Raw genomic sequence first — 25,354 nt, 5'->3', positions numbered from 1 at the left:
TTAGCGTTGGCCGGCCAAAGTAGCGCCCGGCTACGCGGCGGTTTCACCACGGGAGGGCCGCGTGCGCGCAGAGGCCCTAGGGTGCGTTTTCCAATTTTGCACCGCTAACTCTGAACCCTTTGTTAGGTTGTCCACCAAACGGCTGTGCAGCCCGGCGCGGTAAGCCTGGTTGACCAGGCTAGCCAACCGGTGGGTGGGGTCCTCAGTGGTGGCAACTGATAGCGCTAAGCCTCCCACCATGGCCATGTCTTGGACTATGCAGACCGCCGCGTAGATAACCAGGGCGTTGATTCGGATGGTCCCAGAATAGGTGTGCATCGTGGCTAGCATCAGAACTTCGGCCGTCGCCGGGTGCTCGATAAGCACCCCCAGGACTACATCGCGCAGCGTGGCGGTGGCCAGCCAGCTCCCCAATTCCAGCAGAGCCTCTTGCTTTGCGTAGACGTGGTCTAGGTCCAACCCTTCGCACTCTGTGATGAGGCGCAGGGCCGTCTCGCGGATCTGTTCTGCTTTAACGCACACCACCGAGTTGGGTTTTAGGCCCGTGGCCTTTCCGGTGGCTAGCCTGATTTGGGCGTCCACTATCGCCCGGGACTTCTTCGTGGCCTGCACCGTCATTGCCCTAGCATTTGCGGCGGTGATGAAGGGGTTGCGTTTGTTTAGCTGCCTAATCCCGTCATCACGAGTAATTTCCGGCAACTTCCCCTGGCCAATCCAGTTAGTCATCGACGCGGCGTCAGTGATGGTGGGGATTTTACCCTCCGCCCAGCGCGGCATGGGTTCCTTGTCACCGTATTCCGGTCCGAACCAGAGTTCATAAGGCTGTCCCAGGCTGATTTCCGGGGTGTGCCAGCAGGCGTCAAAGCCGCGATCGGTAGCTGAGGAATATTCGAAGAGGAAGTCTGCAATCCAATCCAGTTCTTTCAACGGCCGGTAAGAGACCACGAAGGCGAATATGACGTCGCTGTAGGATTCCACCGCGCTAAATGCCTCATCGCACTGCCGTTTGACGTTGTCTAGGTCCAGCCTAGCTACGGGGCCTAACTCAAGAAGACTGCCGTTTTGCTCGAAGCCCATCACTACGAGGGACTCCAGGGGGAAAAATCCCAATGCCCCGGGAACGTTGGATATCAAGTAGCCGGGCGTGGCACCTTTGGGTGCCATTACGGCCTCCCGCGCAGGTTCTGCCGGGGGGTTGCCTTTACGGGCCTGTGGGTCTTGCTGCGGTTCATGTGTGGAGTGTGAGTGTTTATCTGATTTATCTTTATTGTTTTTCATATCCCCACAATGGCCGGAAACTGAGGCCTTGAAAACCCCCCGCCGGCCACCTGTGGATAACTGCGGCCGCCTGGCTATTTTCACCTAAAAAATTGGCCCCGCTGAGAGAAGTTATCCACAGAACGAGTTGCTGGTGGTAAAAATGGGGGCACCCGCTTGCCCCCTGCGTTTCTTCTGCGCTTCCTTAGCCGGAGTTGCCTTCCGTCAACAACCGTCACTTTAACTACCCCAAAGTAAGGGAACACAGGTAGAATGAGGGTTTGACCTAGCAACCAAAATTCTAGCTCTGGCTAGCGCCCACCACAGGTGGGAATAACCCGGGTATAGTTTCCGTTGCACTTCACAACGGCAATGGGCACGAGTCCAGTAGATTTTGATTTTACTGTGCGCAGACCTACTGCTGAGTGAGGGCTTTGAAGGAGGATTCACATGCACGACCACGCTATTGGCAACCAGGACTCCGGTGACCGCAACGAGCGCGCACACGCTGACCGCGGCATGTACGAATTGGAGTACCCGGCGCCGGCCATAAATGCTGAGGGCGCGCCCCAGGACAAAGGGCCTACTTTGATCGTGGCTTTGCATGGCTACGCTGACGCCGGCCAGGCGATTGAGGCTAGTGCTGACCACCTTAAAGCAGCACTAAACAACCGGTTGGTTGCCACCTTTGACGCGGATGAACTCATTGACTACCGTTCCCGCCGGCCGGCCACCACGGTCAGCGGTGATAATCCCATTGAGATTGAAAACCTCGACCTTGATATGCGTGCGGTGTGGGATGTCTCCGGCAAACCCTTCCTCTTGCTGTCCGGTCCGGAACCAGACTTACGCTGGCAGGGCTTTAGCCGCGCGGTGACCGACCTGGTGAAGAAGTTCAACGTGGAGGACACCATCATGGTCTACGCCGCCCCTACCCCTTCACCGCATACCCGTCCCCTGGTGGTCTCAGCTCATGGAAACTCCAAGAAACTGGTTGACCGCATGTTCCGGTTCGACCAATCCATGATGGTGCCGGGCTCCGCGCAGCTGTTTATCGAAAAAGAGCTGGCCAAGCAGGGACGCAACGTGGCGGGTTACACCGCCCACGTGCCTCACTATCTGGCATCTTCTCCCTACCCGCAGGCCATCTATAGCCTGCTGGACTCCGTGTCCAAAGTGGTGGGGCTGGATCTTCCTCTCAAGTCCATAGCCAGTGACATTGAAAAGGTGGCGGAGCAACTGGAGGAACAGGTCATGGATTCGGAGGAAATCCAGGGAGTAGTAGCCCAGCTGGAGGAGCAGTACGACTCCTACGTAGAGCGTTACCGCAACGAAAACCCGCAGGCAATCTTGCCCGGTGAGCCCACGGTCCCCAGCGGTGAAGAGATTTCTGAGGAATTTGAAAAATTCTTGGACGCCCTAGGCAATGAGGACTCCTGGAAGGAACTGCTTTTAAACCAGGACCTCAATGACCAAGAAGAATCCGTTATCGAGGAAACTACGGACTCTACGGGCCCGGATGTAGATAGCCCTGATGAAAACGGGGCAGGCGGCGGCAACACCCCCGGCCAGTAGCGCGGAGTCGCTAAGATAGTAAGGCGTGAATACCGATAACCTGTCCCAACGCCTGCCTGAGCTAGAAGAAGTCCCAGAGCCCATCCGTGATGAGGTCATCTGGGACACTTTCATGTCCTGGATCACTGACCGCGGGATAAGCCTCTACCCGGCGCAGGAGGAAGCCTCTCTAGCCGTGCTGGCTAGCGACAACGTTATCCTGGCTACGCCCACCGGCTCCGGCAAGTCCATGGTGGCCAACGCCGCGCACTTCATCGCGCTAGCCCGCGGCCAGCGCAGCTTCTACACCGCGCCCATCAAGGCGCTGGTGAGTGAGAAGTTCTTCGCGCTGTGTGAAATCTTCGGTGCGGAAAACGTAGGCATGATGACTGGCGATGCCACCGTCAACGGCCAGGCCCCCATCATCGCCGCCACCGCAGAGATTGTGGCCAATATCGCTCTGCGCGACGGCGCGCAGGCCAACATCGACCAAGTGGTGATGGATGAGTTCCACTACTATTCCGAACCTGATCGCGGTTGGGCCTGGCAGGTGCCACTGCTGGAGTTGCCCAAAGCGCAGTTCCTGCTCATGTCCGCCACCCTAGGTGATACCAAGTGGTTGGAAAAGGACTTAACCGAGCGCACGGGACGGGAGACTACTCTGGTGGCCGGCAGCACACGCCCGGTCCCGCTGGATTTTTCCTACACCTTCAAAGCTGTCCACGAGACCATCGAGGAGCTGCTGGCTTCTAAGAAGGCCCCTGTCTACATTGTGCACTTCTCCCAGCGCGAGGCCGCTGAACGCGCCCAGGCGCTGACCTCCCTCGCGAAAATCATCACCCCGGAAGAAAAGGAAGCCATTGCCGCGGAGCTGGCCAACTTCCGGTTTACCACTGCCTTCGGTAAGGATTTGTCCAAGCTGGTGCGAAGGGGCATCGGCGTGCATCATGCGGGCATGCTGCCCAAGTACCGCCGCCTGGTGGAGCGCCTGGCGCAAAAGGGCTTGCTCAAGGTTATTTGCGGCACGGACACCCTGGGCGTGGGTATCAACGTGCCCATCCGCACCGTACTGATGACCGGCCTGGCCAAGTTCGACGGCCAGCGCCAGCGGATCCTCAAGTCGCGTGAGTTCCACCAGATTGCCGGGCGCGCCGGGCGCGCGGGCTATGACACGGAAGGCACCGTGGTGGTGGAAGCCCCAGAGCATGAGATTGAAAACGCCAAGGCCCGCCAACGCGCAAGTGGGGATCCCGCCAAACTGAAGAAGCTGAAGAAGAAATCCGCGCGCGACGGGGAGGTCACGTGGTCGGAGAAGACCTACCTGCGCCTCATTGACGCCGAGCCGGAGCAGCTGACCTCCCAATTTAAGGTCTCTAACTCCATGTTGCTCAACGTCCTAGCCCGGCATGGGGACACCTACCAGCACATGAAGAACCTGCTGCGTAGCAATCATGACACCCGCACTAAGCAAAACCAGGACATCCTTACCGCGCTGGATCTTTTCCGCGGGCTGGTGCGTACCGGCGTGGTCCAAAAAGCCACCAAGGGCCACGATATTTACGGCCGCCCCTATCACGTGGTGCGGGAGATGCCCCGGGACTTTGCTCTCAACCAGCCGCTGGCCCCGTTCGCGCTGGCAGCACTAACTGTCCTGGATCCGGAGTCCCCCACGTATACCTATGACATCATCTCCGTGTTCGAGTCCATCTTGGATGATCCCCGCCAGGTGCTCATTGCCCAGCAAAGGCAGCGCCGCGGTGAAGAGATTGCCGCGCTGAAGGCCGAGGGCGTGGATTTCACCGACCGCATGGCAATCGTGGAAGACATCACCTGGCCCAAGCCGTTGGAGGAGCTGCTGGAGCAAAGCTATGACGTCTTCGCGGAGTCCAACGCCTGGGTTAAAGAGTTTGAGCTTAGCCCTAAATCCGTAGTACGCGACATGCTAGAAAACGCCATGACGTTTAGTGATCTCATTGCCACCTACGGCCTGGCGCGTTCTGAGGGCGTGGTGCTGCGCTACCTCACCGACGCCTGGCGCACGCTGAAACAATCCGTGCCGGAGGAGTATTTCACTGAAGAGCTCGCTGACATTGTGGAATGGCTGGGTGAACTTATCCGCCAGGTGGACTCCTCCCTGGTGGACGAGTGGGCGGAGATGGCTGGGGAGGACAAGCCCATCTCCCAGGAGGACTTGGAACGCGAGCTGGCTTTTGGTACCGAGGACCCCACTGCGCTGACCGCCAACCGGCGCGCGTTTACCATCATGGTGCGCAACTACTTCTTCCGCCTGGTGCAGCTGTTTGCGTTGGAAAAAGAAGACCGCCTGGAAGAAATGCTGGATTACTTAGATGAGGTCCCGGACTTCGGTGCCGCGTTGGATGACTACTTTGATGAATACGCGGACATAGACTCCGGGCCGGACGCCCGGGGGCCGGAATATTTCCGCGTGGCTGACCAAGACCAACGCGTGTGGCAGGTGCGCCAGATTATCAAGGACCCGGAGTCAGACAACGCCTTCCAGTTTGTGGGCACGGTGGACTTAGACGCCTCCGATGCCGCCGGTGAGGTGCGGCTGGCAAGTTTGGAAGTGGTCCATTAGCTAGGTGGGCTCACACCAGGTTGACGCCGTAATGTGACGCGCCTTAGCTAAAGCCTGTAACAGCTGTGACAAAAGTGCAACAATGGAGGTGTAGCTTTTCCCGTCCGCCCTTCTAGCGAAAAGGAATGTTGAGATTTGAAACCCTTACATGCCGCCGCCTCCGCGCTTTGCGCTGCCACCTTACTGACGGCCTGCACCGCGCCTGACAGTGGGGACTTGAATAACACAGATTCCACCAGCGCGCAGCCCGCCACCTCCTCCGCGCCCGCGTCAGAAAAGGGCTCAACCGCCACGGCTACCGAGGCTAAAGCCACCAACGTGGATACCCGGGAGTTCTCCTTGGAAGATATCACGGTGGAAGGTGACACGGTGCTCCCCGTCCGAGGCACCATTACCACTAGCGGGAAATCCAATAGCCCACTTATCATCATCAGCCATCTGCGCTCTTTTAACTGCTCGGACGAAACCTTCGCCTACCCTTGTGCCAAAGACGCCAAAGAAGTCCGCCTGGACAAAGGCATGGCCTATCTGGCTAAGACGCTAGGCCAGGCCGGTTATACCGTGGTGGTCCCAGACCTGGGCCCGCTGTGGGCCCCTGATGAGCTGGACAAGCCTTATGATCAAACAAAGGCTTGGATGGCCACAATGGACAAAATTCGCCGAACGCTAGCCGATGCGAATGAAGGCAAAACCACCTTGATGGGTAAAGCCCTAAAGGGCAATATTGATCTTGAGCACACCGGCTTGTTCATGCATTCCCGCTCCGCCATTGTGGCCAATGACGCCGCAAAGGCTTGGCCGGGGGTTAGCCTGGTCTCGTACGGCGGATTTTACGCCCTCCCCGAAACTGATGAGGATGAGTTTGCACCGGCACCGCCCGACGTTCCGTTGCTGGTTATTGACGGCGAGGCAGACCAAGATGTTGACCGTGCGGGCGCATCCTGGCTGCCTGAATACGTGGCTCTGGACAGGACTGCCCCTGCGTTCAGCGTCATAGTTCCGGGCCTAGGCCACAATTTCATCAACACCACGCTGTCTGAAAAGGAGTTTGACGACAGGACGGTGCAAGAAGCCACGGCGGAGGATCACCAGAAGTTCTTGAGCACAGCCGTCGTCTCCTGGTTTGACCAAACCATCCGCCAAGCCGAAGGCCCCTTCCCCATGAGCGCCGGGGGCGAACTCCCGGACACGGTGGGCGGGTTGGATGCCCGCGTGTTCGCCGTAACCCCCAACACCGGTGATAAGACCGCGCGCCGCTGGGTGGCTACGGCCACCGGCCCCAAGCTAGAGGGTGCAGAGGTCACCTACTGCCGCAACTACCCGCTGATGAACCCCATGGAATACCCGGACCGCTGTGAGCTTGCCAAACTGGGAATGGTGCACTCTAGTTCCTTAGTGGCACGGTTCGAACTCAGCGATACCCCGGTTAGCGTCCCAGTGACCGCGGAGGATGCCCAATCGGTAATAGTTCATGTGATGCCCTCCGGCAGCAGGAAAGACAAGAAGGACACCGCCTTGGACCTCACACTGGTGACCGACGGCGGTGAGAGGATAGCCGTTGCCGTTCCTGCGGGAAACCAGGCCCTCCGGGACCGCCAGGCGAAAAACAACAACGGCGAATACTGGATTGAAACCCTCCGCCTGCCCCTCCCACCGGAGGCCGAAGGAAAGACCATCACCAGCGTGGAACTCACCGGACAGGGCTCCATCGACCTGCGGGCGGTAGAACTTTTCTAGCGCTCTAGTGGTGGCAGCTGGTGCTACGGACGTGCGCCACGGTAGCCCAAAAGCCCGTCCTCCCACCTTTCCCGCCTGAGCGGGTGATGGGAGGACGGGCTCCATTAATGAGATGCGTCTTAGTCCCCTCTTGCTTAACGGGCGGCTTCGGCCTGGATAGCCTGGGCAATCGCCTGGATGACGCCGCTAATCTTGAGGCCTTCCCAAATCTGTTCTTTGGTCATTCCCTCTTCCTTGAGGACCCCAACGTGGGCGGTAAGGCAGTGCTCGCAACCGTTGATGGCGGCGGCAACAATGCTCCAGAGCTCAAAGTTGACCTTATCCACCCCGGGCTTAGCAATGAAGTTCATGCGTAGTCCGAACTTGACCTGGGCGAAATCATCGCCCAACCAGCTCTTTGCGCGGTAGGCAACATTGTTCATGGCCATGACGGTGGCAGCGCCCAAGGCGGCCTCGATGGCTTCTTCCGAAAGGTGCTGCTTGGCATCCTCCATGACCTCGGAGAGGACGGTGTCGTTGCGGGTGGCAGCGGCGGCGGTAACAACGCTGCCCCACAGCTGCTCTTCGTTGAGCTCGGTGGAGCGCAGCAAGGAACTCAGGTTGAGTTTTTGGTCCTTAGCGTAGGCCGGGAGGGCGGATTTCAGGTTTTCGATAGACATTTACAACATCCTTTTCATTTTATATAGGTTATTTTCAGGCGGGTGGAAAGATGTGCCCCGCCGGTTAAGACGGGGCATACGCAAGCTGGGGCTCACGTCCCAGGGCTTAGAGCTGGGACTTCACTACCTCAAGCTTGTCAATGTTCTTGGTTGGGTCATTGGCCTGCCAGTTGCAAGCACACACCTCTTCAGACTGCAGGGCGTCAAGCACACGCAGGACTTCATCAACATTGCGGCCAACAGCGTCCGGGGTAACGGAGACGAACTGGATGACGCCATCTGGGTCAATAATGAAGGTCGCGCGGTCAGCTACGCCGCCGGAGTTTTCTACGCCTAGGGCGCGGATGAGGTCGTGGCGCACATCGGCAAACATAGGGAAGGGAACTTCCTTCAGTTCTGGGTGGGTGGCGCGCCAGTTGAAGTGCGCGAACTCATTGTCAGTGGAGCCGCCCAGCACCTGGGTGTCGCGGTCCTCAAATTCCTCGTTCAACTTGCCAAAGGCAGCAATTTCCGTGGGGCACACGAAGGTGAAGTCCTTGGGGTAGAAGAATACGACCTTCCACTTGCCTTCGTACTTCTCCAGGGACACCTCCTCGAAGTAGTCTTCAGGAGCGTTGGCGTTGACCCCGTGGAGGTCTCCGCCCTTAAGCGCGGTCAGGTTGAATTCTGGGAACTTTTCACCGACGGTCAAGATTGGCATAAAAGTTTTTCTCCTTACATAGTGTTTGGGTCTGGGCTATTGACTACTACTCGGTAGATAGAGCGCTACACCACAACCTAGGTGCGACTAGTGCAGATATCTAGAGTAGGTTTTGTACTGCGGACGGTTCCGCTTTTGGCCACCGGGCTTTTCACCGGCTGACCACTGCCCCCTATTATGCCAAACAACCTCCAACTTGACAATAGGTAACCTTATAAACCCGTGGTAAAGTAATAGGTATGCGCAATAAAGAGTACCGTCCAACCCTGGCCCAACTGCGGACCTTCGTTACGATTGCGGAAAACAAGCACTTCGGGACAGCCGCCACCAAACTTGAAATCTCCCAGCCCTCGCTGTCCCAGGCGCTCGCCGCACTAGAGCGGGGGCTCAACGTTCAGCTCATCGAACGCTCCACGCGGAAGGTCATTGTCACCACCGCTGGAGAGGCGTTGCTGCCCTACGCCAAAGCCACTCTTGACGCTGCCGATCTATTCCTCACCCACGCTCACGGCTCCCAGGGCACCCTGGCGGGACCACTATCTATCGGGATAATCCCCACCATTGCCCCCTATATCCTGCCCCACCTCCTACAATCCAGCCTGGAGGAATTCCCCGAACTTGAGCCTAGGATCACCGAGGACCAAACCGCTTCCTTGTTGAAAAAGCTCCGCGAAGGAACCCTAGACGTTGCTGTGATGGCGCTTCCTTCCGATACCGCCGGCCTGACCGAAATCCCTCTCTATGAGGAGAAATTCAAAACGGTCACCACCTCACAACACCCTCTGGCAGGCCGTGAGGACCTCACTCTAGGTGATATCGAGGAAATGGAGTTGCTTCTTCTTGATGACGGCCACTGCCTCCGCGACCAGATCGTTGACCTATGCCGCAGCGCGCACATCAGCCCTTCTAAGGCCACCAGCTCCGTGACTAGGGCAAGCTCGCTGACCACCATCATCCAACTGGTCGTAGCCGGGATGGGGACCACCCTCATTCCGGAGTCCGCGTTGAAAACTGAGCTCCATAACCCCAACCTGGTGGTGGGCGGCTTTGTACCGGAGGTCACCGCCAGCCGCCAGGTGGGCCTGGTCTATCGGGCTTCTGCGGCCAGGGAAACTGAATTTTCCCAACTTGGCGAGCTGGTGCGTCTAGCTTTCACGAAGGCCATCTCCTAGCCCACCAACCTGGGCGGAACAAGGCAGGGCCGTGCACTGGCAGCACGCCAAGGCCCCCGCTAGCAAGCAGGCTGCTGAAATACACTCAAGCGCCGCCAGCGGGGGCCTGGATCAACTAGGAGATGAGCAAGAAGCTACGTTGGACCATCTAGTAGTTAACCTGCTGCGCACCGGCAATCTGCCGGAACATATGTGCGGTGGCCAGTTGCGAAAAGGGCAGAAGATATATCAAGCCCAGACCCGCCGTGAACAACACCATGGCAAAAGAACAAAGCCCCATCACGAGGCTAAACAGCAACAACTGCCCGTAATGTTTCTTACCGACCTTGAAACCGGCTTTGATGGAGTCTCCAATGCCGGCCTGACCAGAGGCAGCAAACCACTGCATGTAGGAAACTAGCGGCGTGATCAAAAGCGCCAGCAATACCAACAGCCCGGCCAATGCGAGGATTACGGCGATGAAGATTAGTACATCGGAACCAGAAGAGCTTTCGGCATCCATGAGGCTCGCGGAGATCACCACCACCGGGACGATGAGCACGGCGGCCAGTAGGCCGGTAACCAGCGTGCTGAGGAACTGGACTACCAACGCTGGAAAGTAATGGAGATCCTTGCCCAGATGACCCCAGCCCGTGCTTTGGTCATCTACCTGGTGAAGCGCTAGACGCATGAGGATGGGGGAGATCAAGAAACTCACCAGCGGCGCGATGAAGTCATCAAAGTTCATCGCAGAATAACCGTTGTCGTAAAGGGCTCCGTTTTCAAAGTCTGCTGCGGAGTCAAAGCCCACGGTCAAAATAGCAACCACGGAGGGCGCAATGAAGATGAGGGAAAGCACGAAGCCAATGACCAACCAGAGCTTGGCGTTAGAGGCAACCGCCTTTAGACCATAGCTCACGGCGTCGTTCCAACTCACCTGACCTTTGTTCCGCGGTGGCACCCCTCCGGAGTAAAAGCCACTGCCGTTGGGCTGGCCGTACGCACCCTGGCCCTGGTCAGCGTAGTTCGCATACCCGGCGTAGCCCGGGTTGGGAGTCGATCCAAAGTTCGGGGAATCCTCCGGGTGATTCGTAGGGCCATAGGGGTTAAGTCCGTCATCATTGCCGTCTGAGTCCCACGGATTGGTGGGATTATTTGGGGTGGTCATTTTTCCTCCTCAAGAAAATTCGGTTTGCCCATGAGAGTCTTCTACAGCAAACAGTTTCTTCCTACCCTACTAATTCTACTCAGTTCGCGGCTTTTCCACAGTGCCCAGACCTTTAAAGCGGGTGGCTGTAAGCCGGTGCCCAAGATTGCGCTCCCGGTGGACCTTAACGTAAGCAACCGTGGCCCCTAACGTAAGCAACCGTGGCCCCTAACGTCAGCAACCGTGGCCCCTAACGTCAGCAACCGTGGAGAGCGGGCCGGCCGGTAAGTGACCTGCGCCCCGTAGTCGGGGTAGACTGATCGTTCGATTATGACTAACACTCCCCCACAGGCATCCCAGCGCCCACAACGACAGACATCGCAACCCGAACGCACCGCCCCCTCCCGCGACGCCCTTCACGCCCGGCTAGAGCAAGTCTCACTTGCCGACGCCCGTGGTTTCCACAGGCGGCTGCGCAAGGCTCGCTCGGCTGCTGCGCGCTTGGCTATTGCACAAGACATGGACGCCGCCCAGCGCCGCGTCGAAAAAATTTCTGCCGCGATTCCGGACATCACCTACCCGGAGACACTGCCGGTTAGCGCGCGCAAGGACGATATCGCTGCTGCCATCCGCGATAACCAGGTGGTTATCATTGCCGGTGAGACCGGGTCCGGCAAGACCACCCAAATCCCCAAGATTTGTCTGGAACTAGGCCGCGGGCGCCGGGGATTTATTGGGCACACCCAGCCGCGCCGTTTGGCAGCCCGCACCGTCGCTGAACGCATTGCGGATGAGCTGGGACAAAAGATTGGCCAGACCGTGGGTTACGCCATCCGTTTTGATGACCGGGTTTCCCCCACCACCGCTGTGAAACTTATGACCGACGGCATCTTGCTGGCGGAAATGCAGCGCGATAGGTTCCTCAACGCCTACGACACCATCATCATCGACGAGGCCCACGAGCGTTCACTAAACATTGACTTCCTCTTGGGATATCTCAAGCAACTTCTGCCTAAGCGTCCGGACCTTAAGGTCATCATCACCTCCGCGACCATCGACCCGGAGAAATTCGCCGCGCACTTTGCGGATTCTAAGGGTAAACCGGCCCCCATCGTAGAGGTTTCCGGCCGCACCTATCCCGTGGAAATTCGCTACCGGCCGCTGGAGTTCGAGGTCAACGGGAAGGTAGTAGACCAAGACCCCATGGACGGGCTGGTAGCGGCCATCGAAGAGCTGATGACTGAAGGCCCCGGAGACATCCTGTGCTTCTTTGCCGGCGAACGCGATATCCGCGACGCCATGGAAGCTATCGACGCCAAGAAGTGGCGTGGCGTGGAGGTCACCCCTTTGTTCGGCAGACTTTCTAACCAAGAACAGCACCGAGTTTTTTCTCCTCACTCGGGCCGGCGGATTGTCCTGGCCACAAACATCGCAGAAACCTCCCTAACCGTGCCGGGAATCCACTACGTGGTGGATATGGGCACGGCCCGCATTTCGCGGTATTCCACCCGCACCAAGGTCCAGCGGCTGCCCATTGAGCCGATTTCTCAGGCCAGCGCCAACCAGCGGTCCGGGCGCTCCGGCCGCGTTGCTGACGGCATAGCCATCAGGCTGTACTCGGAAGAAGATTTCCTATCCCGCCCGGAATTCACAGATCCGGAGATTTTGCGCACCAACCTAGCCAGCGTCATCTTGCAGATGATTTCCTTGCGCTTGGGCGATATTGCTGAATTCCCCTTCGTGCAACCTCCAGATAACAAGGCTATCCGCGACGGGCTGCTGCTGCTCCACGAGTTGGGTGCGCTGCGGTCTGATAGCGCAGAGAAAGACGGGCTTCCGGTACTGTCCGCTATTGGCCGCGACCTGGCCAAAATCCCTGTGGATCCCCGCATGGCCCGCATGTTGGTGGAGGGAAACTTCACCGGCAGCCTGGATGATGTCATAGTAATCGTGGCCGCCATGACCATCCAGGATGTGCGCGAACGCCCGCTGGAAAAGCAGGCCCAAGCAGACCAAGCGCATGCCCGTTTCAAGGACAAGACCTCCGATTTCCTTGGCATGCTCAAACTCTGGGATTACGTTTCCCAGTCCCGCGATGAGCAATCCGGCAACGCCTTCAGGAAGAAGATGAAGGCCGAATACCTCCACTACATGCGTATCCGCGAGTGGTTTGACCTGGTACGCCAGCTCAGGGACGTTACCCGTCAAATGGGGTGGTCTACCAAAGACAATGTGGTAACTGAGCGCCGGCCAGATGATATTCACCAGGCCCTACTTTCCGGACTACTGTCCAACATTGGTGCCCGGGAGGGCAATTCCAAGGAGTTTATTGGCGCGCGCAACACCCGTTTCCTGGTATTCCCGGGCTCCGCACTGGCCAAGAAGCCACCAGAATTCCTCATGGCTGCGGAGCTGGTGGAGACTTCGCGGCTCTGGGCACGCGACGTAGCAGCGATTGATCCGGCCTGGGTAGAAAAGCTGGGCGCAAACCTGTTGCGCCATAATTACTCAGAGCCCACCTGGTCACGCAAGCGGGCAGCTGCCGTGGCCACCCAGCGCTCTACGCTCTACGGGGTACCGATTGTTGCTGACAGAACTGTCCCCTACCACCGGGTGGATCCCGTTGCCGCCCGGGACATGTTTATCCGCGAGGCGCTCATTGAGGGAGAGTGGAACGCCCACCACAAATTCCTTCAGCACAATGCGCAAGCCCTTGACGACGCCTCCGGAGTTGAGGACAAGGCGCGCCGGCGCGGCATCATTGCCGATGAAGACACGCTGTTTGAGTTCTACGACTCCCGCTTGCCCCAAAAGATCACCACCGGGCGCCACTTTGACTCGTGGTGGAAAAAAGCCCGGCAGGAAAATCCTGAGCTCCTCAACTTTGATCCCAACGCCCTTATTGAAGACGATCACGATGTCACGGAGGAGGCGTTCCCCGACCGCTGGCTGAAGGGCTCCATTGACTACGACCTGGAGTACCACTTTGAACCGGGCACGCCTATGGATGGCGTCACCATTCTCATTCCGGTGCCCCTTTTGGCGGGCATGGATACTGAGAGCTTTGACTGGTTGGTGCCTGGCATGCGCCTGGAGTTGGTGACGGAACTGATTCGCACTTTGCCTAAAGCCATCCGGCGTACCGTGGTGCCGGCCCCGGATTTCGCGGAGCGCGCACTGCCCAAGCTCATTGCCTATGAATCACCATTGAAACAACAGCTTGCTGATGTCCTCCGGGAGCTAGGCGCCCAGGGCATCAACGCGTCCGACTTCCGGCCATCGCAACTTCCTGAGCACCTGAAGATGAACTACGCCGCCGTTGATAAGCGGGGAAAGATCATTGACTCTGACCGCGATCTGGCGGCCTTGGTGCAACGCCAGGCGGGTCATATCAAGGCATCTGTTTCCCGGGTGGGCCGCAAGGCGGAATCCAAGGCGGTGAAGAAGTGGACTCCCGATAACCTGGGGAAGGTCGAAGAGACCGTGGCCACCGTCGTTGACGGACACGAGGTGGTCGCCTACCCCGCCTTAGTGGCAACCCCGGAGGGCGTTGAGCTTAAAGTCCACCCCACCAAAGCCGCGGCCGACGCCGCCATGCTTACCACCACCTTGACCTTGTTGCTCCGGGAAATCACCGTTCAGCCCGGCCCCATGGTCAAGGGACTTCCTTTGCAACAGCGCGTTGCCATTGACAACTACCCCCACGGTGGTGCGCAAGGGTTGGTGGATGATGCCAGGGTGGCCGCCATTCGCGACCTGATGATGGAAAAAGGCGGGCCGGTGCGGGATCCGGAGGAATTTGCCCGGCTCTTAGCCGCAGTAAAACCCGAGGTTGCCTCCCGTGTACGGCGTACGGTGGTGGCTCTAGCACCCGCCATGGTGGAATTTGCCAACGCCAAGTCGGAGCTGGCTAAGTGGGAGGGCCCCGCCATCGACGATATGCGGCACCAATTGGACTTCTTGTTGCCCAAAAATGCCGTCACCATTCATGGGCTCATCCATCTCCAGCACCTTCCCCGCTATATCCAGGCGATCAATATCCGCTTGGAGGAAATGGCCATTGACCCGGACAAAGACGCGGACCGCCAGGATGAGGTTCACGAGGCCCACGCCTATTTGACCAACAAACTCCGCAATCTACCGGCCGGCCGCGAGAAAACCAAGGAGGCAAAGGAAATTAAGTGGATGATTGAGGAACTCCGGGTCTCCCTTTTTGCCCAACGGTTGGGCACAGCACGTCCCATCTCTTTGCGGCGGGTCCAAAAGGCGGTTGACAAACTCCGCTGACAGCAGCAAGTGTGCCCGCCCACACGCCGTACCAGACAGGAGGTCCGCGACAGCTGTCAAATTCTAGTTGTCGCGGTCGCGCCTGCGCATGAGGCGGATTTCTGACTCAAAGTCATCTGCGCTCTCGAAGGACTTGTACACGGAGGCGAACCGAAGGTACGCGACCTCATCAAGCTCGCGCAGCGGGTCCAGGATGGCCAGGCCGATGGCGTTGGCATTGACCTGGGAGCTTCCGTGTCCGCGAACGGTTTCTTCTACTTCCTGAGCCAATCGCTTCAAAGCGTCATCAGGAACATCACGTCCTTGGCACGCGCGACGCACGCCGCGAATGAGCTTTTCCCGGCTGAATGGCTCGGTGATCCCGTTGCGCTTTACCACCAGAAGTACGGCTTTTTCCACGGTGGTAAACCTGCCCCTGCAGGCAACACATTCCCGGCGTCGTCTGATGGCCGAGCCCGCATCCACCATCCTGGAGTCAATGACGCGGGATTGTTCGTTGTGACAAAACGGGCAGTACATCTTTTAATTCCTTCCGTGCAAACGCCTATCTCCTAAAGGTAGCACCGCCGGCGCTAGGTTCCGAAGGATCAGCACTGCCGGTTCTGCCGGTTCTGCCAGTTCTGACAGTTCTGCCAGTTCTGACAACTAGACGACAAAAGGGCACCTCGCCAAAATAGGAGATGCCCTGCTGCATGGCTTGCCGTGGAAGATGACTAACGATGTTTACCAAGTGTTTGCAGCTACCGCCCGTTTCTAGGCTCTCGGGCCAAAACTCGTTCCGATTCGAAGATTAAATCCCGTTCCGGGTCTAGGGCCAAGGCCCCGTTCCAGCTGGGAGTGCGAACGAGCTGCGGTTACGTCCGTCTAACGAGCCGCCGTTAGCGTTGTGCTTTGGATGGTTTCGGCGGGAAGGTGCGTCCCGTGGTAGTCCTGGGGTTCAGCGGACGTTCCCAAGAACGCGCCAAGAAGTACTACTATCCCGAAGATCCCTCCAAGGACAACGGCACCAAAGCCTCCCTCACCGCCGTGGATCTCCTCGCCTGCACCTGCCATAAAGCCCGCCGCCTGCAAGGGTTGCGCTTTCCCAAAGCCCATCTGAGATTTGAGCACACTGGAAATACCGGAAAAGGGCCCGATGGTTTCCAGTTGAACTCCCCCGTATTGACCAGTGTGTTCTATCTCAAGTGTTCGAACCGTGGTGCTCTCGCGAGGAGAGACCCGGGATGTACCGGAAATTCCGAGGGAACCATGAGGAGAACGGGGATCCCACACAGCCGCAGGGGCAACGATGGTGGGGTGGGCAATTGCACCCCTGAAATGCCGGTCTACTTGCTTTGTTGAAATTGTCATCATCATTTTCCTTTCGAACCACGGGCCATACTAGGCCAGCGCCTAGACAAACATCCCCGGATTCGTCCACTTGTTCGAATTAGTATCTACGTTCGATTTATAGCACGCTTTCGAAACTTTGTGCAAATTTTTCCTTAAATGCTCGAACATAAGTGCCTAACGTGGTAGAAATAGAATGTAGACACCATTTACCAATCTTGAATCAGCTGTGGCCGCCAGCTTCAGTGATTTTAAATATCGGCCCAAATATTGGTCGTTTATATATTTCCGCCCTTTCAACCTAGGTTTCAAGACGGAAGCTTTCCTCATGGCTAACTAGCCCGAAGGTCTTGAGCTTCTTCTTGTCATCTGCAACACGACTGGAGTCCCCTTTATGTCGAACAAGTCCAAGAAGACCACTGGCAAGCCGGATAAGTCTTCTCTCAGCGAACGCCAACGGCGCATTCTTGACGTCATTACTGATGCCGTGATGTTGCGGGGATACCCACCCAGCATTCGGGAAATCGGTGACGCCGCGGGCCTACAGTCAACATCCTCGGTTGCCTACCAGCTCAAGCAGTTGGAAGAGAAGGGCTTCCTGCGGCGCGACCCCAATAAACCTCGCGCTGTGGACGTACGAAGCTTCAACGACGACACCGGAACTGGTAAGCGGTCCACTTCAAAGGCTAGCCGGAAGAATTCCGGCAGCAAAGAGTCTGACTCCGCCGCAGGCTTTGACCCCAGGCTTGACTCCTCAGCGGAATCTTCCGCAGTAAGCTACATTCCGGTAGTTGGCCAAATCGCAGCAGGCTCCCCCATCACGGCCGAAGAAAACATTGATACGTTCTTCCCAATGCCCGTAGATGTGGTTGGCTCCGGAGAACTGTATATGCTTCAAGTTGTCGGAGAATCAATGAAGGACGCTGGCATCCTCGACGGTGACTGGGTCATCATCCATTCCCAGGACACCGCCGAAGAAGGAGACTTTGTTGCCGCCCTTCTCAATGGAGATGAGGCCACCGTTAAGGAACTCCACCGTGACAGTTCCGGGGTTTGGCTACTTCCCCACAATGACGACTTTGAACCCATTAACGGAAACGACGCCAAGATTATGGGCAAAGTAGTCTCAGTTTTCCGCAAACTGTAGGTAAAAATAGGTCCGAATTGAAGCTTCCAACCCTATAGGGGCATAGGCACACACCGTGTACTACCCCCTTTTTTGGGTATTTGGCGGTTCTTTTTTCAATTTTTTCTACAGGCACTCTTTTAATTCCGCGCGTTCAACCAGGGAGTTTTCCGAATCGCCCGAAATCTGCGGTAATGTCTGCCTAGATTTATGTTGGAATAGCTTTGAACTCGCCCGAACGGGCTTATGCTTTTGGTTGGGGACAACAACGTTCACAACTGTGCGATCCCCGACCCGGATCTTCCAGCTCGCTCGTAGCTAAGACTATTTAGACCACCACCAAGAAGAGGCCCAATGTACGCAGAAGAACGCCGTCGCCAGATAGCTTCTTTGACCGCTGTCGAAGGACGCGTCAATGTCACCGAGCTGTCTGAGCGGTTCAACGTCACCGCTGAGACCATCCGCAGAGATCTTGCAGTCTTGGATAAGGATGGCGTGGTTCACCGCGTCCATGGTGGTGCGGTGGCTTCCCAGTCATTCCAGACTGCCGAGTTCACTTTGGACGCGCGCTCGCGGTCCGCGTCTAACGCCAAATCAGCAATCGCAACTGCGGCGCTGGAGTTTTTACCGGCTGGTGGCGGCTCGATCTTCCTCGACGCGGGAACCACCATCAACGCTCTGGCGGACCTCATTGGGTCCTCCCCCATAGCCCCTCACCTATCCATCGTCTCAAACAGCTTGCCAATTGCGCTGTCACTGGCTAGCAACGGCGTCCCGGACGTACAGCTGTTGGGTGGAACCGTACGCGCTATCACCCAAGCTGTTGTTGGTGACACCGCATTGCGGACCATGGCTCTCATGCGCGCGGACGTGGCATTCATTGGTACTAACGCATTGACTTTGGACCACGGTTTATCCACAGCGGATTCCCAAGAAGCGGCCATCAAATCGGCATTCGTTAATCACGCGCACAAAGTGGTCGTGCTGTGCGACTCAACGAAACTGGGCACCGATTATCTGGTGAGCTTTGCCTCCCTGGATGACATTGACGTAGTCATTACTGACAACGACGCCCCTGAGACAATCTTGCAACAAATCCGCGACCGCGACATTGACGTTGTAGTGGCTAAACGCTAGGACAGGTCTCCACGCGACATCCCTTAATCGAAGCTGCTACAGACAAAAGCTGCCTAAAACCGAAGATTCGGTTTAGGCAGCTTATTCACGTCTGCGCGAAAACCTCTACTGGTCGAGTTGTGCTAAGTAGTCACGCACTGCTTCCCGTGCCGCGTTGGCACCCACGCTCTTTACCGCAATCTCCGCTAGCTGCTGGCACTGCTCTTCGGTAACCAGGGAAAGCTGGGAACCGACACCTGCGATGGCCGTGGAGGCGCAAGACAGGGAGGTAACGCCTAGGCCTACAAGAACCGCGGCCAGCGCTGGATCAGCTGCTGCTTCACCGCAGACACCAACAGGAACGTTATGGCGAATACCTACTTCACAGGTGTGCTTTACAAGCCGCAGAACTGCTGGCTGCCAAGGGTCGGTCAGGTAGGCCAGTTGTGAGGACAGACGATCAGCCGCCATGGTGTACTGCGTCAAGTCATTGGTGCCAATGGATACGAAGTCCAGCTCCGGCATAATCATGTCCGCCATGAGAGCAGCTGCTGGTACCTCAATCATGGCACCAGCCGTTAGGTTGCGCTCGCGGCATAGGTTGGCAAACCAACGGGCTTCAGTGGTAGTGGCCACCATTGGTGCCATAACCCAGGTGGGAGCGTCGTCTTCACGGTTTTCCGCTGCCTGCGCGATAGCGTCGAGCTGGCGGGTGAGCAAAGCCTCGTTGTCCCGGGCAATACGCAGGCCACGCACGCCAAGGGCGGGGTTGTCCTCGTGCTCCATGTTTGCATAGGAGATGGGCTTATCAGAGCCGGCATCCAAGGTGCGGATGACTACCTTCGAGGACGGGAAGGCGGAGAATACGCGCCCGTAGATTTTCGCCTGCTCTTCGATGGTTGGCTCTTCCGTCGCGGAAAGGAACGACATCTCCGTACGATAGAGGCCAATTCCGTCCGCCTCTGTGTCGGCTGCAATGCGGGCGGCGTTGCCGTCAGCCACGTTAGCTAGCAACTGAACTTTTTTACCGTCCTTGGTCTGCGCGGGTCCGCGCCATTGGGCGATGCGCTCGGCGATCATGGCATATTCTTCGATTTTCTCGCGTGCGACGGTCTCCTCGATATCGGTAGACACGGTTCCCAATGCTCCATCGACGAACACCTTGGTACCAGATTCGATGTCGCGCAGAGAGGAACCCGCCGCAACGATGCACGGGATGTCCAGCTGGCGGGCAATAATCGCCGTGTGGGAGGTAGGGCCGCCAAGTTCGGTGACCAGTGCTTTGATGCGGGTGCGGTCTAAGGTCGCGGTATCAGCCGGCGCTAAGTCATCAGCGAACAGAACTGCTTCACCCTTCACGTTCGGAAGCCCTGGCTCTGGCTCGCCACGAAGTTCCGCGATGACACGGTCGCGGACGTCTTTGAGGTCCGTGGTGCGCTCAGCCATCAAGCCTCCTGCGGCTTCGAACATGGCAACGAACTTGTCGGTTGCGCCGACTACGGCAAATTCAGCATTTTGACCGGAGTTGATGTTCTTCTTCACGGCTTTATGCCAGCCGCGGTCCTTGACCATACCTGCGGTAGCGTTGAGAACCTCAGCGGCGTTACCTTCAGCGCCAGCGGCCCGGGTTTCCAGACGTCCGGAGACGTTAGAGGCGGCTTCTTGAAAGCGCTCGAACTCTGCGACCTGTTGGTCAGGGCTCACGCCTTGGCCGCTACTTGGCAGTTCCGGGCGTGGTCTAATCCATACAGCTTCCGCGTATGCAACACCGGAGACAACTCCGGTACCAATTACAGTCTTTCCCGCTCCCGTAGAAGTAGTGAAATTGTCCATGAAATGGCTCCCTAAAATAGACGTAGTTAACACCAGCTTGCTCCTAAGACGGCTTGTACCGCAACGAGAGCAGCGAGAAGATTCTCGAGTCACCAAACTCGGCGAAACCTTATCCTGCGAACCCTAACTTTCAAAGTCATTGCCCAAATGTCAGCGATTCGCAGTAGGCGCTGTAGTGCCTGACGAAAATCAAGATCTTTACACTGGTATCCTAAAGCTTACGTGTTGCCTACCAGCTGCGTCAGTCTTTTCAGAATATGTTTGGTGCTGATACTTCCAGCGAGGATACGAGGAGCATTATTAATGGCCCCGCTTTCCTTGAAATTGGCAGGTTGAAACACGGAAGAAAAATATCGAGAGGTCGCAATTCACCGATGATTGTCACATTGACACCTAGCCCAAGCATCGACGCTACTTTAAGGCTCGACAGCTCGCTGAAAGTTGGCAGCGTTAACCGCGCTATCGACGTCACCCGCGTAGCCGGAGGAAAAGGGGTTAATGTCTCTCACGCGATCCACGCTGCGGGGTCTGAGACTGTAGCAATCTTCCCGGCGGCGGACACAGACCCTTTCATTCAGTTAGCCCGTCAATCCGATTTTCCCTTCGTCAACGTCCCTATGGGCGCCGCTGTGAGGACAAACACCACGCTGACTGATCCGGATGGCTTCACCACGAAAGCCAACGGGCCTGGTCCGGTTTTGTCTGCAGAAGATCAGCAAGCGATTATCGATCAACTGTCTCAGGCGTCACGCACCGCTGACTACGTGGTCCTGGCGGGCTCTCTTCCCGGAGGCGTTGATGAAGCCTGGTACGCGACCCTTATCCAAGTGGTCCACGCAGCTAACCCGCGCGCAAAGGTCGCACTCGATACTTCGGATAAAAATCTCAAGGCCCTCTACAGGACACTTGACCGCGCTATGCCAGATCTCATTAAGCCCAACGGCATGGAGCTTGGGCAATTGGTTGGTGAGGACGGCGACTATCTGGAAGAGCTTGCCAGATATGGAGATTACCGCGAGGTTGCCCGGGCAGCTAGAAATGTTAATGCTTGGGGTATCAGCGAGGTTTTGGTCACCCTGGGCGCGGCCGGAGCTATTTTGGTAACCCACACCGGCGCGTGGGTTGCTAAGCCCCCGGAAATCGAGATTAGGTCAACTGTGGGTGCCGGCGATAGCGCTCTGGCCGGGTTCATTCTTGCCCGCGAACAGGGAAAAGACTACTTAGAGTCCCTACGAACTGCGGTGGCCTACGGCACCGCTGCCGCCGGACTGCCGGGTACTTCGGTGCCCCGCCCAGAGCACATAGACCTCGAAGGGACTAAGGTAACTGAGCTCTAAGAACGCTTAGGGGCGCGTACGGTGCTCCCCGACTGGGGAATTTTTCACCCTCTCCTAAACGGTCGAAGAAACCATCCCTACCAGGAGTAGCTTTCACTACTCCACATATGGGGGTAGGCACCGCCACGCGAAGATCCCACTCAGTGGAATAAGTACCGGCGTTTTCGCTGTACACCGGTCGCGGGTTACCGGGCGTGCAAGCGTGTCCGATTTTTAATCGCCCCTCTCACGGGATTGCTGCTGCAGATGCGTACAATGGAGGAGAATAATCATCACATGTCTTTTTTAAAGACGAAAGGAACTTGTAAATTATGGCTTCCAAAACTGTAAAAGTTGGCTCTTCCGTAGGTCTCCACGCTCGTCCTGCCTCTGTTATCGCAGATGCTGCCGGTGAGTACGACGAAGACATTTTGCTCACCCTGGCCGGAAATGAGGATGATGACGACGAAACCGATGCAGCCTCTTCCCTCATGATCATGGCACTTGGTGCTGAGCAGGGCGATGAGGTCACCGTTACCTCCGAAAACGCTGAAGCTGTGGAGAAAATTGCGGCTCTGATCGAATCCGACCTGGACGCCTAAGCTCAAGACGGCCCCTGGTTGTGGGCTAACCCCGTACTAACTACCTTGAAAAAGGTGGGGTGTACGGGGATTTTCTTGCCCCCCGTTGCTTGTTCCGGGGTGAATGCCCGGTAACGCACCAGGGGCTCCCAGGTGCTATCTGAGCCCCCCCCTAGGCCGCACGGGGCCGCGGGAACCACCCTCCCTGCCCTGCGCGCCCGTATCTTCCCGTGCGCGGCACAAGCTCCTAGCTGGAAATTGCGTCCAAGGGCGGCGTCCTGCTGGCTTTCTGCGCTGGCCACAGCGCTGCTAGGACTCCCACGAATCCAGATCCCACCATGATGAGGGCTATCACCAGGTAGGGCACGGAGATGACGTCCAGGCCTTGGGAGCCCAACACCTTGAGGAAGGCCCAACCCAGGCCTAGCCCCACGATCACCCCTATGATGGCACCGTAGAGAGCAATCTGCACGCTCTCAATAATGATCAACAGACGGATCTGGTTGCGCTTAGTTCCAACCACCCGGAGCATGCCAATTTCTTGTCGCCGTTCAATAACGTTGAGCGCTAGGGTGTTGACGATCCCCAGCACGGCCACGATAACACTCAGCGCCAGTAGTGCGTAGAGGATGTAGAGCATCTGATTAATCAAGCTAGCTACACTGCCGGCGTATTCACTGGAGTTTTGTACCCTAACCACAAGGTATTTTTCCACTGCCTGCTCCAGACTCTCACGGAGTTCCTCCTGGGCGACCTCTTGGTTGCCCACCACCACAATCCGGAACAGGTTGTCATTTTCATAGGCCGGGGTTCCCACGATGGTAGCGGTAGAGAGGGTGAAATCTTTCAGAATCCGGTTTTCTCCGTGCGTACCAATGAGCTTTGCTGTATTAATCTCTGCGCCGTCTAGGTCATAGACCGGAATGGTGTCGCCAATTTTCCAGCCCATTTTTTCCGCGTAGGAATTGCGAGCAATGAACGTATTGGGCTGGCCTAGATTGAAGTCGCCGCGTGGGTCTTGTATTTTGAGCACCCGGGATACGTCCCTGTCCGCGCTGAAAGTGACCGGAAACCCTCGCAGGGAGTCCAGCCCTTCCAACTCTGGGCTAAGCGAGACTTTAGCGAAGGAAAACGCTACCGCAACATCCACCAGAGGGTCCTCGCGCACATCAGTCAAGGCGTTGGTGGGGATGGGGAAGCCGTTGGTGGAAGGGCCTTGCAAAATAAAATCCGCCACGATTTCTGACTCCACCAGGTCCTCAATGCTATCGCGCATGGAGGCACTCAGCATGCCTATCGCGGTGACCAGCGCCATGCCCAGCGTCAGCGCGAAGGCGGTGGTGGCAGTACGCTTGGGGTTGCGGCGGGAATTGGTAGCAGCTAGCCGCCCCATGGGCCCAAAGGGCCTGGCCACGAACTTACCCAAAAATCCTATTACCGGAATCGAAAATCCCGGCGAGGCCATGAACACTCCCCCTATTATGGCGAAGGCAGCTATCCCGACTCCGATGGCGCGGGGCTTGGTGGTCAGGTCCTCCGGGGAGACCAACGCTGCCCACAGCGCGGCCACACTACCCACGGCAATGAACGCTACTCCAACCAGGGTGCGCAATTTTAAGGAGGGTTGGGTGCTACTTTCCGTGGTACGCATGGCCTCCACTGGTTTTACGGCACCCGCCCGTCGCGCCGGAGCCCAAGCGCTAATAACTGTCACTACTATGCCCAGGAAAAGCGGGAAAGCTACGGACTTAGTGTTGAGCCCAATGGTTCCTACTGCAATGGGCATGCCCAACGCCCCCAAGGCACCTTGAATAATGTGCACCAAGGCCATCCCGCCTAGGATTCCCAGCGCTGAGCCCACCACTGCCACCAATATTGACTCGATCATCACGGAGACCGTCAACTGAGTGCGCGAGCAGCCCACAGCCCGTAGCAAGCCGAATTCTTCCCGGCGTTGCGCCACAATCATGGCAAAAGTGTTGGCGATGATAAATGACCCCACCAGCAAGGCGATGAGGGCGAAAGCTACGAGGAAGTAATTGACAAAGCTCAGCGCCTGGGAGAAGTTTTCATTAAAGCTCTCAGCCAGCTTCTGCGCCGAGCTATATCCAAACTGGGGGTAGGTATGAACCAGGTAGGCAGTGAGGCGCTGTTGCTTTAAGTCACTTCCTCCAATTAGTACTGCGGGGATGTACCCACCGGTGGCGTAGGTATCAATGTATGTGCCTTCTGCTTGCAGTAGTAACACGCCTTGACTCAAGTCTGCTGCGCTGGCCCCGGGCTGGTAGATGCCCTGTACCACGTACTCCTGCTGGGAACTTGGATCTACCGCAACTAGGGTGTCGCCTACCGCCACTTCGTAGATTTCTGCCGCTTTGCGGTTGACCACCACCCCGTTTCCGGTAGGGGCTGCGCCCTCAACAATGACGTTTCCGGGCCCCACCGCCTGCTCCGCGTCATACCACGGCGCGATGGAAGATATATTGGCTCCGGTCTGGAAAGGTTTGCGCTCATCATCGGCTACCACAATTGCGGTAGCCCCCTGCACCGCAACCCCGGAAACATGGGGATCTGCGCGCAAGGTTTGGACAATCGTCGCATCCACTCCACCCACTCCGGAGGTACCAGCACCGGGGCTGAACAAGTCGGCGCTAGCGCCGGCAATCCGGTTGGAGTGCATGACCACGTCAACGCCAACGAATACATCTTCGACTGCGGAGTCAAAGATTTTCCCCAAGGAGTTGGTAAACATCATGGACCCTGCCACGAAGGAGGTACCTAGTAACACTGCTAGGACGGTAAGTGAAAGGCGCAGCTTGTTGGCCAGTACTGTGCGCCAGCTAAGTCGGTGCAAGGTTTGTGCGCTTTTCCGCCACGGCGCGGCACTCCGCTGAGCTACCGCGCTGTGTCTACCCATGTGGGGCCTCCGGGGGTGGTGTTGTGCACTTTTGACTTACCGGAC

Annotated in this window: 17 protein-coding genes; 9 read left to right on the top strand and 8 right to left on the bottom strand. The window is 57.3% G+C overall.

Going from position 1 to position 25,354, the window contains the following annotated elements; all coding sequences use genetic code 11:
• Positions 1–30 precede the first annotated feature (30 nt).
• A complete protein-coding gene (locus tag F4V58_RS04745) occupies positions 31–1,278 on the bottom strand; it encodes a DUF4192 domain-containing protein (protein ID WP_075733809.1) in 1,248 nt (415 codons plus the stop codon).
• A 429-nt stretch (positions 1,279–1,707) separates the two neighbouring features.
• On the opposite strand from F4V58_RS04745, the gene F4V58_RS04740 reads away from it, so the two are divergent.
• The 3 genes from F4V58_RS04740 (at position 1,708) to F4V58_RS04730 (ending at position 7,147) form a co-directional block, all read left to right on the top strand.
• Entirely contained in the window at positions 1,708–2,832 is a 1,125-nt protein-coding gene (locus tag F4V58_RS04740) for a PAC2 family protein (RefSeq protein ID WP_075733807.1), read from the top strand.
• Positions 2,833–2,857: 25 nt separating this feature from the next.
• The gene (locus tag F4V58_RS04735; protein WP_075733805.1) at positions 2,858–5,410 is read left to right on the top strand and encodes a DEAD/DEAH box helicase; all 2,553 of its coding nucleotides are present in this window, start codon (positions 2,858–2,860) and stop codon (positions 5,408–5,410) included.
• A gap of 135 nt (positions 5,411–5,545) precedes the next feature.
• Positions 5,546–7,147 carry a dienelactone hydrolase family protein gene (locus F4V58_RS04730; RefSeq protein WP_075733803.1) on the top strand — a complete coding sequence of 534 codons (1,602 nt, stop codon included), beginning with the start codon at positions 5,546–5,548 and terminating at the stop codon, positions 7,145–7,147.
• 134 nt (positions 7,148–7,281) lie between these two features.
• Here the strand turns inward: F4V58_RS04730 and ahpD are convergent, their stop codons facing one another.
• Positions 7,282–7,806, bottom strand: coding sequence for an alkylhydroperoxidase, AhpD family (gene ahpD, locus F4V58_RS04725; protein WP_075733801.1), 525 nt, complete (start codon positions 7,804–7,806; stop codon positions 7,282–7,284).
• A 106-nt stretch (positions 7,807–7,912) separates the two neighbouring features.
• A complete protein-coding gene (locus F4V58_RS04720; RefSeq protein ID WP_075733799.1) occupies positions 7,913–8,506 on the bottom strand; it encodes a peroxiredoxin in 594 nt (197 codons plus the stop codon).
• Between the two features lie 239 nt (positions 8,507–8,745).
• Between F4V58_RS04720 and F4V58_RS04715 the strand changes: the two genes are divergently transcribed.
• Positions 8,746–9,678, top strand: coding sequence for a hydrogen peroxide-inducible genes activator (locus tag F4V58_RS04715; RefSeq protein ID WP_075733797.1), 933 nt, complete (start codon positions 8,746–8,748; stop codon positions 9,676–9,678).
• Positions 9,679–9,826: 148 nt separating this feature from the next.
• Here the strand turns inward: F4V58_RS04715 and F4V58_RS04710 are convergent, their stop codons facing one another.
• Positions 9,827–10,825 (bottom strand): hypothetical protein, encoded by a 999-nt coding sequence (locus F4V58_RS04710; protein WP_075733795.1) that lies wholly within the window; start codon positions 10,823–10,825, stop codon positions 9,827–9,829.
• A 309-nt stretch (positions 10,826–11,134) separates the two neighbouring features.
• Here F4V58_RS04710 and hrpA point away from each other — a divergent pair, with 309 nt between their 5' ends.
• Positions 11,135–15,091: an ATP-dependent RNA helicase HrpA gene (hrpA, locus tag F4V58_RS04705; RefSeq protein ID WP_075733793.1), complete on the top strand. Its 3,957-nt coding sequence runs from the start codon at positions 11,135–11,137 to the stop codon at positions 15,089–15,091.
• A gap of 63 nt (positions 15,092–15,154) precedes the next feature.
• On the opposite strand, the gene nrdR is transcribed toward hrpA, so the two are convergent.
• The gene (gene nrdR, locus F4V58_RS04700) at positions 15,155–15,610 is read right to left on the bottom strand and encodes a transcriptional regulator NrdR (RefSeq protein ID WP_075733791.1); all 456 of its coding nucleotides are present in this window, start codon (positions 15,608–15,610) and stop codon (positions 15,155–15,157) included.
• Between the two features lie 345 nt (positions 15,611–15,955).
• Entirely contained in the window at positions 15,956–16,441 is a 486-nt protein-coding gene (locus F4V58_RS04695; RefSeq protein WP_150385710.1) for a hypothetical protein, read from the bottom strand.
• Between the two features lie 373 nt (positions 16,442–16,814).
• Between F4V58_RS04695 and lexA the strand changes: the two genes are divergently transcribed.
• On the top strand, positions 16,815–17,567 hold the full coding sequence (gene lexA / locus F4V58_RS04690; protein ID WP_075733787.1) for a transcriptional repressor LexA: 753 nt from the start codon (positions 16,815–16,817) through the stop codon (positions 17,565–17,567).
• A gap of 333 nt (positions 17,568–17,900) precedes the next feature.
• Positions 17,901–18,683 (top strand): DeoR/GlpR family DNA-binding transcription regulator, encoded by a 783-nt coding sequence (locus F4V58_RS04685; protein WP_075733785.1) that lies wholly within the window; start codon positions 17,901–17,903, stop codon positions 18,681–18,683.
• A gap of 105 nt (positions 18,684–18,788) precedes the next feature.
• On the opposite strand, the gene ptsP is transcribed toward F4V58_RS04685, so the two are convergent.
• Positions 18,789–20,495, bottom strand: a complete 1,707-nt coding sequence (ptsP, locus tag F4V58_RS04680) for a phosphoenolpyruvate--protein phosphotransferase (RefSeq protein WP_075733783.1) — start codon at positions 20,493–20,495, stop codon at positions 18,789–18,791.
• 374 nt (positions 20,496–20,869) lie between these two features.
• Here ptsP and F4V58_RS04675 point away from each other — a divergent pair, with 374 nt between their 5' ends.
• A complete protein-coding gene (locus F4V58_RS04675; protein ID WP_075733781.1) occupies positions 20,870–21,832 on the top strand; it encodes a 1-phosphofructokinase family hexose kinase in 963 nt (320 codons plus the stop codon).
• Between the two features lie 311 nt (positions 21,833–22,143).
• Positions 22,144–22,413: an HPr family phosphocarrier protein gene (locus F4V58_RS04670; RefSeq protein WP_075733779.1), complete on the top strand. Its 270-nt coding sequence runs from the start codon at positions 22,144–22,146 to the stop codon at positions 22,411–22,413.
• Positions 22,414–22,639: 226 nt separating this feature from the next.
• On the opposite strand, the gene F4V58_RS04665 is transcribed toward F4V58_RS04670, so the two are convergent.
• Positions 22,640–25,246, bottom strand: a complete 2,607-nt coding sequence (locus F4V58_RS04665; protein WP_075733777.1) for an ABC transporter permease — start codon at positions 25,244–25,246, stop codon at positions 22,640–22,642.
• Positions 25,247–25,354: the final 108 nt, after the last annotated feature.

The sequence above is a fragment of the Corynebacterium phocae genome (genome assembly GCF_008693075.1).
GTDB classification, from domain to species: domain Bacteria; phylum Actinomycetota; class Actinomycetes; order Mycobacteriales; family Mycobacteriaceae; genus Corynebacterium; species Corynebacterium phocae.
Note: the sequence above shows the minus strand (reverse complement) of the source record. Positions and strands in the feature narration are given on the sequence as shown.

Bases quoted from the DNA above. Each gene is read 5' to 3' on its own strand.
- F4V58_RS04745 (WP_075733809.1), bottom strand. From the start codon at position 1,278: ATGAAAAACAATAAAGATAAATCAGATAAACACTCACACTCCACACAT.
- F4V58_RS04740 (WP_075733807.1), top strand. From the start codon at position 1,708: ATGCACGACCACGCTATTGGCAACCAGGACTCCGGTGACCGCAACGAG.
- ahpD (WP_075733801.1), bottom strand. From the start codon at position 7,806: ATGTCTATCGAAAACCTGAAATCCGCCCTCCCGGCCTACGCTAAGGAC.
- F4V58_RS04720 (WP_075733799.1), bottom strand. From the start codon at position 8,506: ATGCCAATCTTGACCGTCGGTGAAAAGTTCCCAGAATTCAACCTGACC.
- F4V58_RS04715 (WP_075733797.1), top strand. From the start codon at position 8,746: ATGCGCAATAAAGAGTACCGTCCAACCCTGGCCCAACTGCGGACCTTC.
- F4V58_RS04710 (WP_075733795.1), bottom strand. From the start codon at position 10,825: ATGACCACCCCAAATAATCCCACCAATCCGTGGGACTCAGACGGCAAT.
- hrpA (WP_075733793.1), top strand. From the start codon at position 11,135: ATGACTAACACTCCCCCACAGGCATCCCAGCGCCCACAACGACAGACA.
- nrdR (WP_075733791.1), bottom strand. From the start codon at position 15,610: ATGTACTGCCCGTTTTGTCACAACGAACAATCCCGCGTCATTGACTCC.
- F4V58_RS04695 (WP_150385710.1), bottom strand. From the start codon at position 16,441: ATGACAATTTCAACAAAGCAAGTAGACCGGCATTTCAGGGGTGCAATT.
- lexA (WP_075733787.1), top strand. From the start codon at position 16,815: ATGTCGAACAAGTCCAAGAAGACCACTGGCAAGCCGGATAAGTCTTCT.
- F4V58_RS04685 (WP_075733785.1), top strand. From the start codon at position 17,901: ATGTACGCAGAAGAACGCCGTCGCCAGATAGCTTCTTTGACCGCTGTC.
- ptsP (WP_075733783.1), bottom strand. From the start codon at position 20,495: ATGGACAATTTCACTACTTCTACGGGAGCGGGAAAGACTGTAATTGGT.
- F4V58_RS04675 (WP_075733781.1), top strand. From the start codon at position 20,870: ATGATTGTCACATTGACACCTAGCCCAAGCATCGACGCTACTTTAAGG.
- F4V58_RS04670 (WP_075733779.1), top strand. From the start codon at position 22,144: ATGGCTTCCAAAACTGTAAAAGTTGGCTCTTCCGTAGGTCTCCACGCT.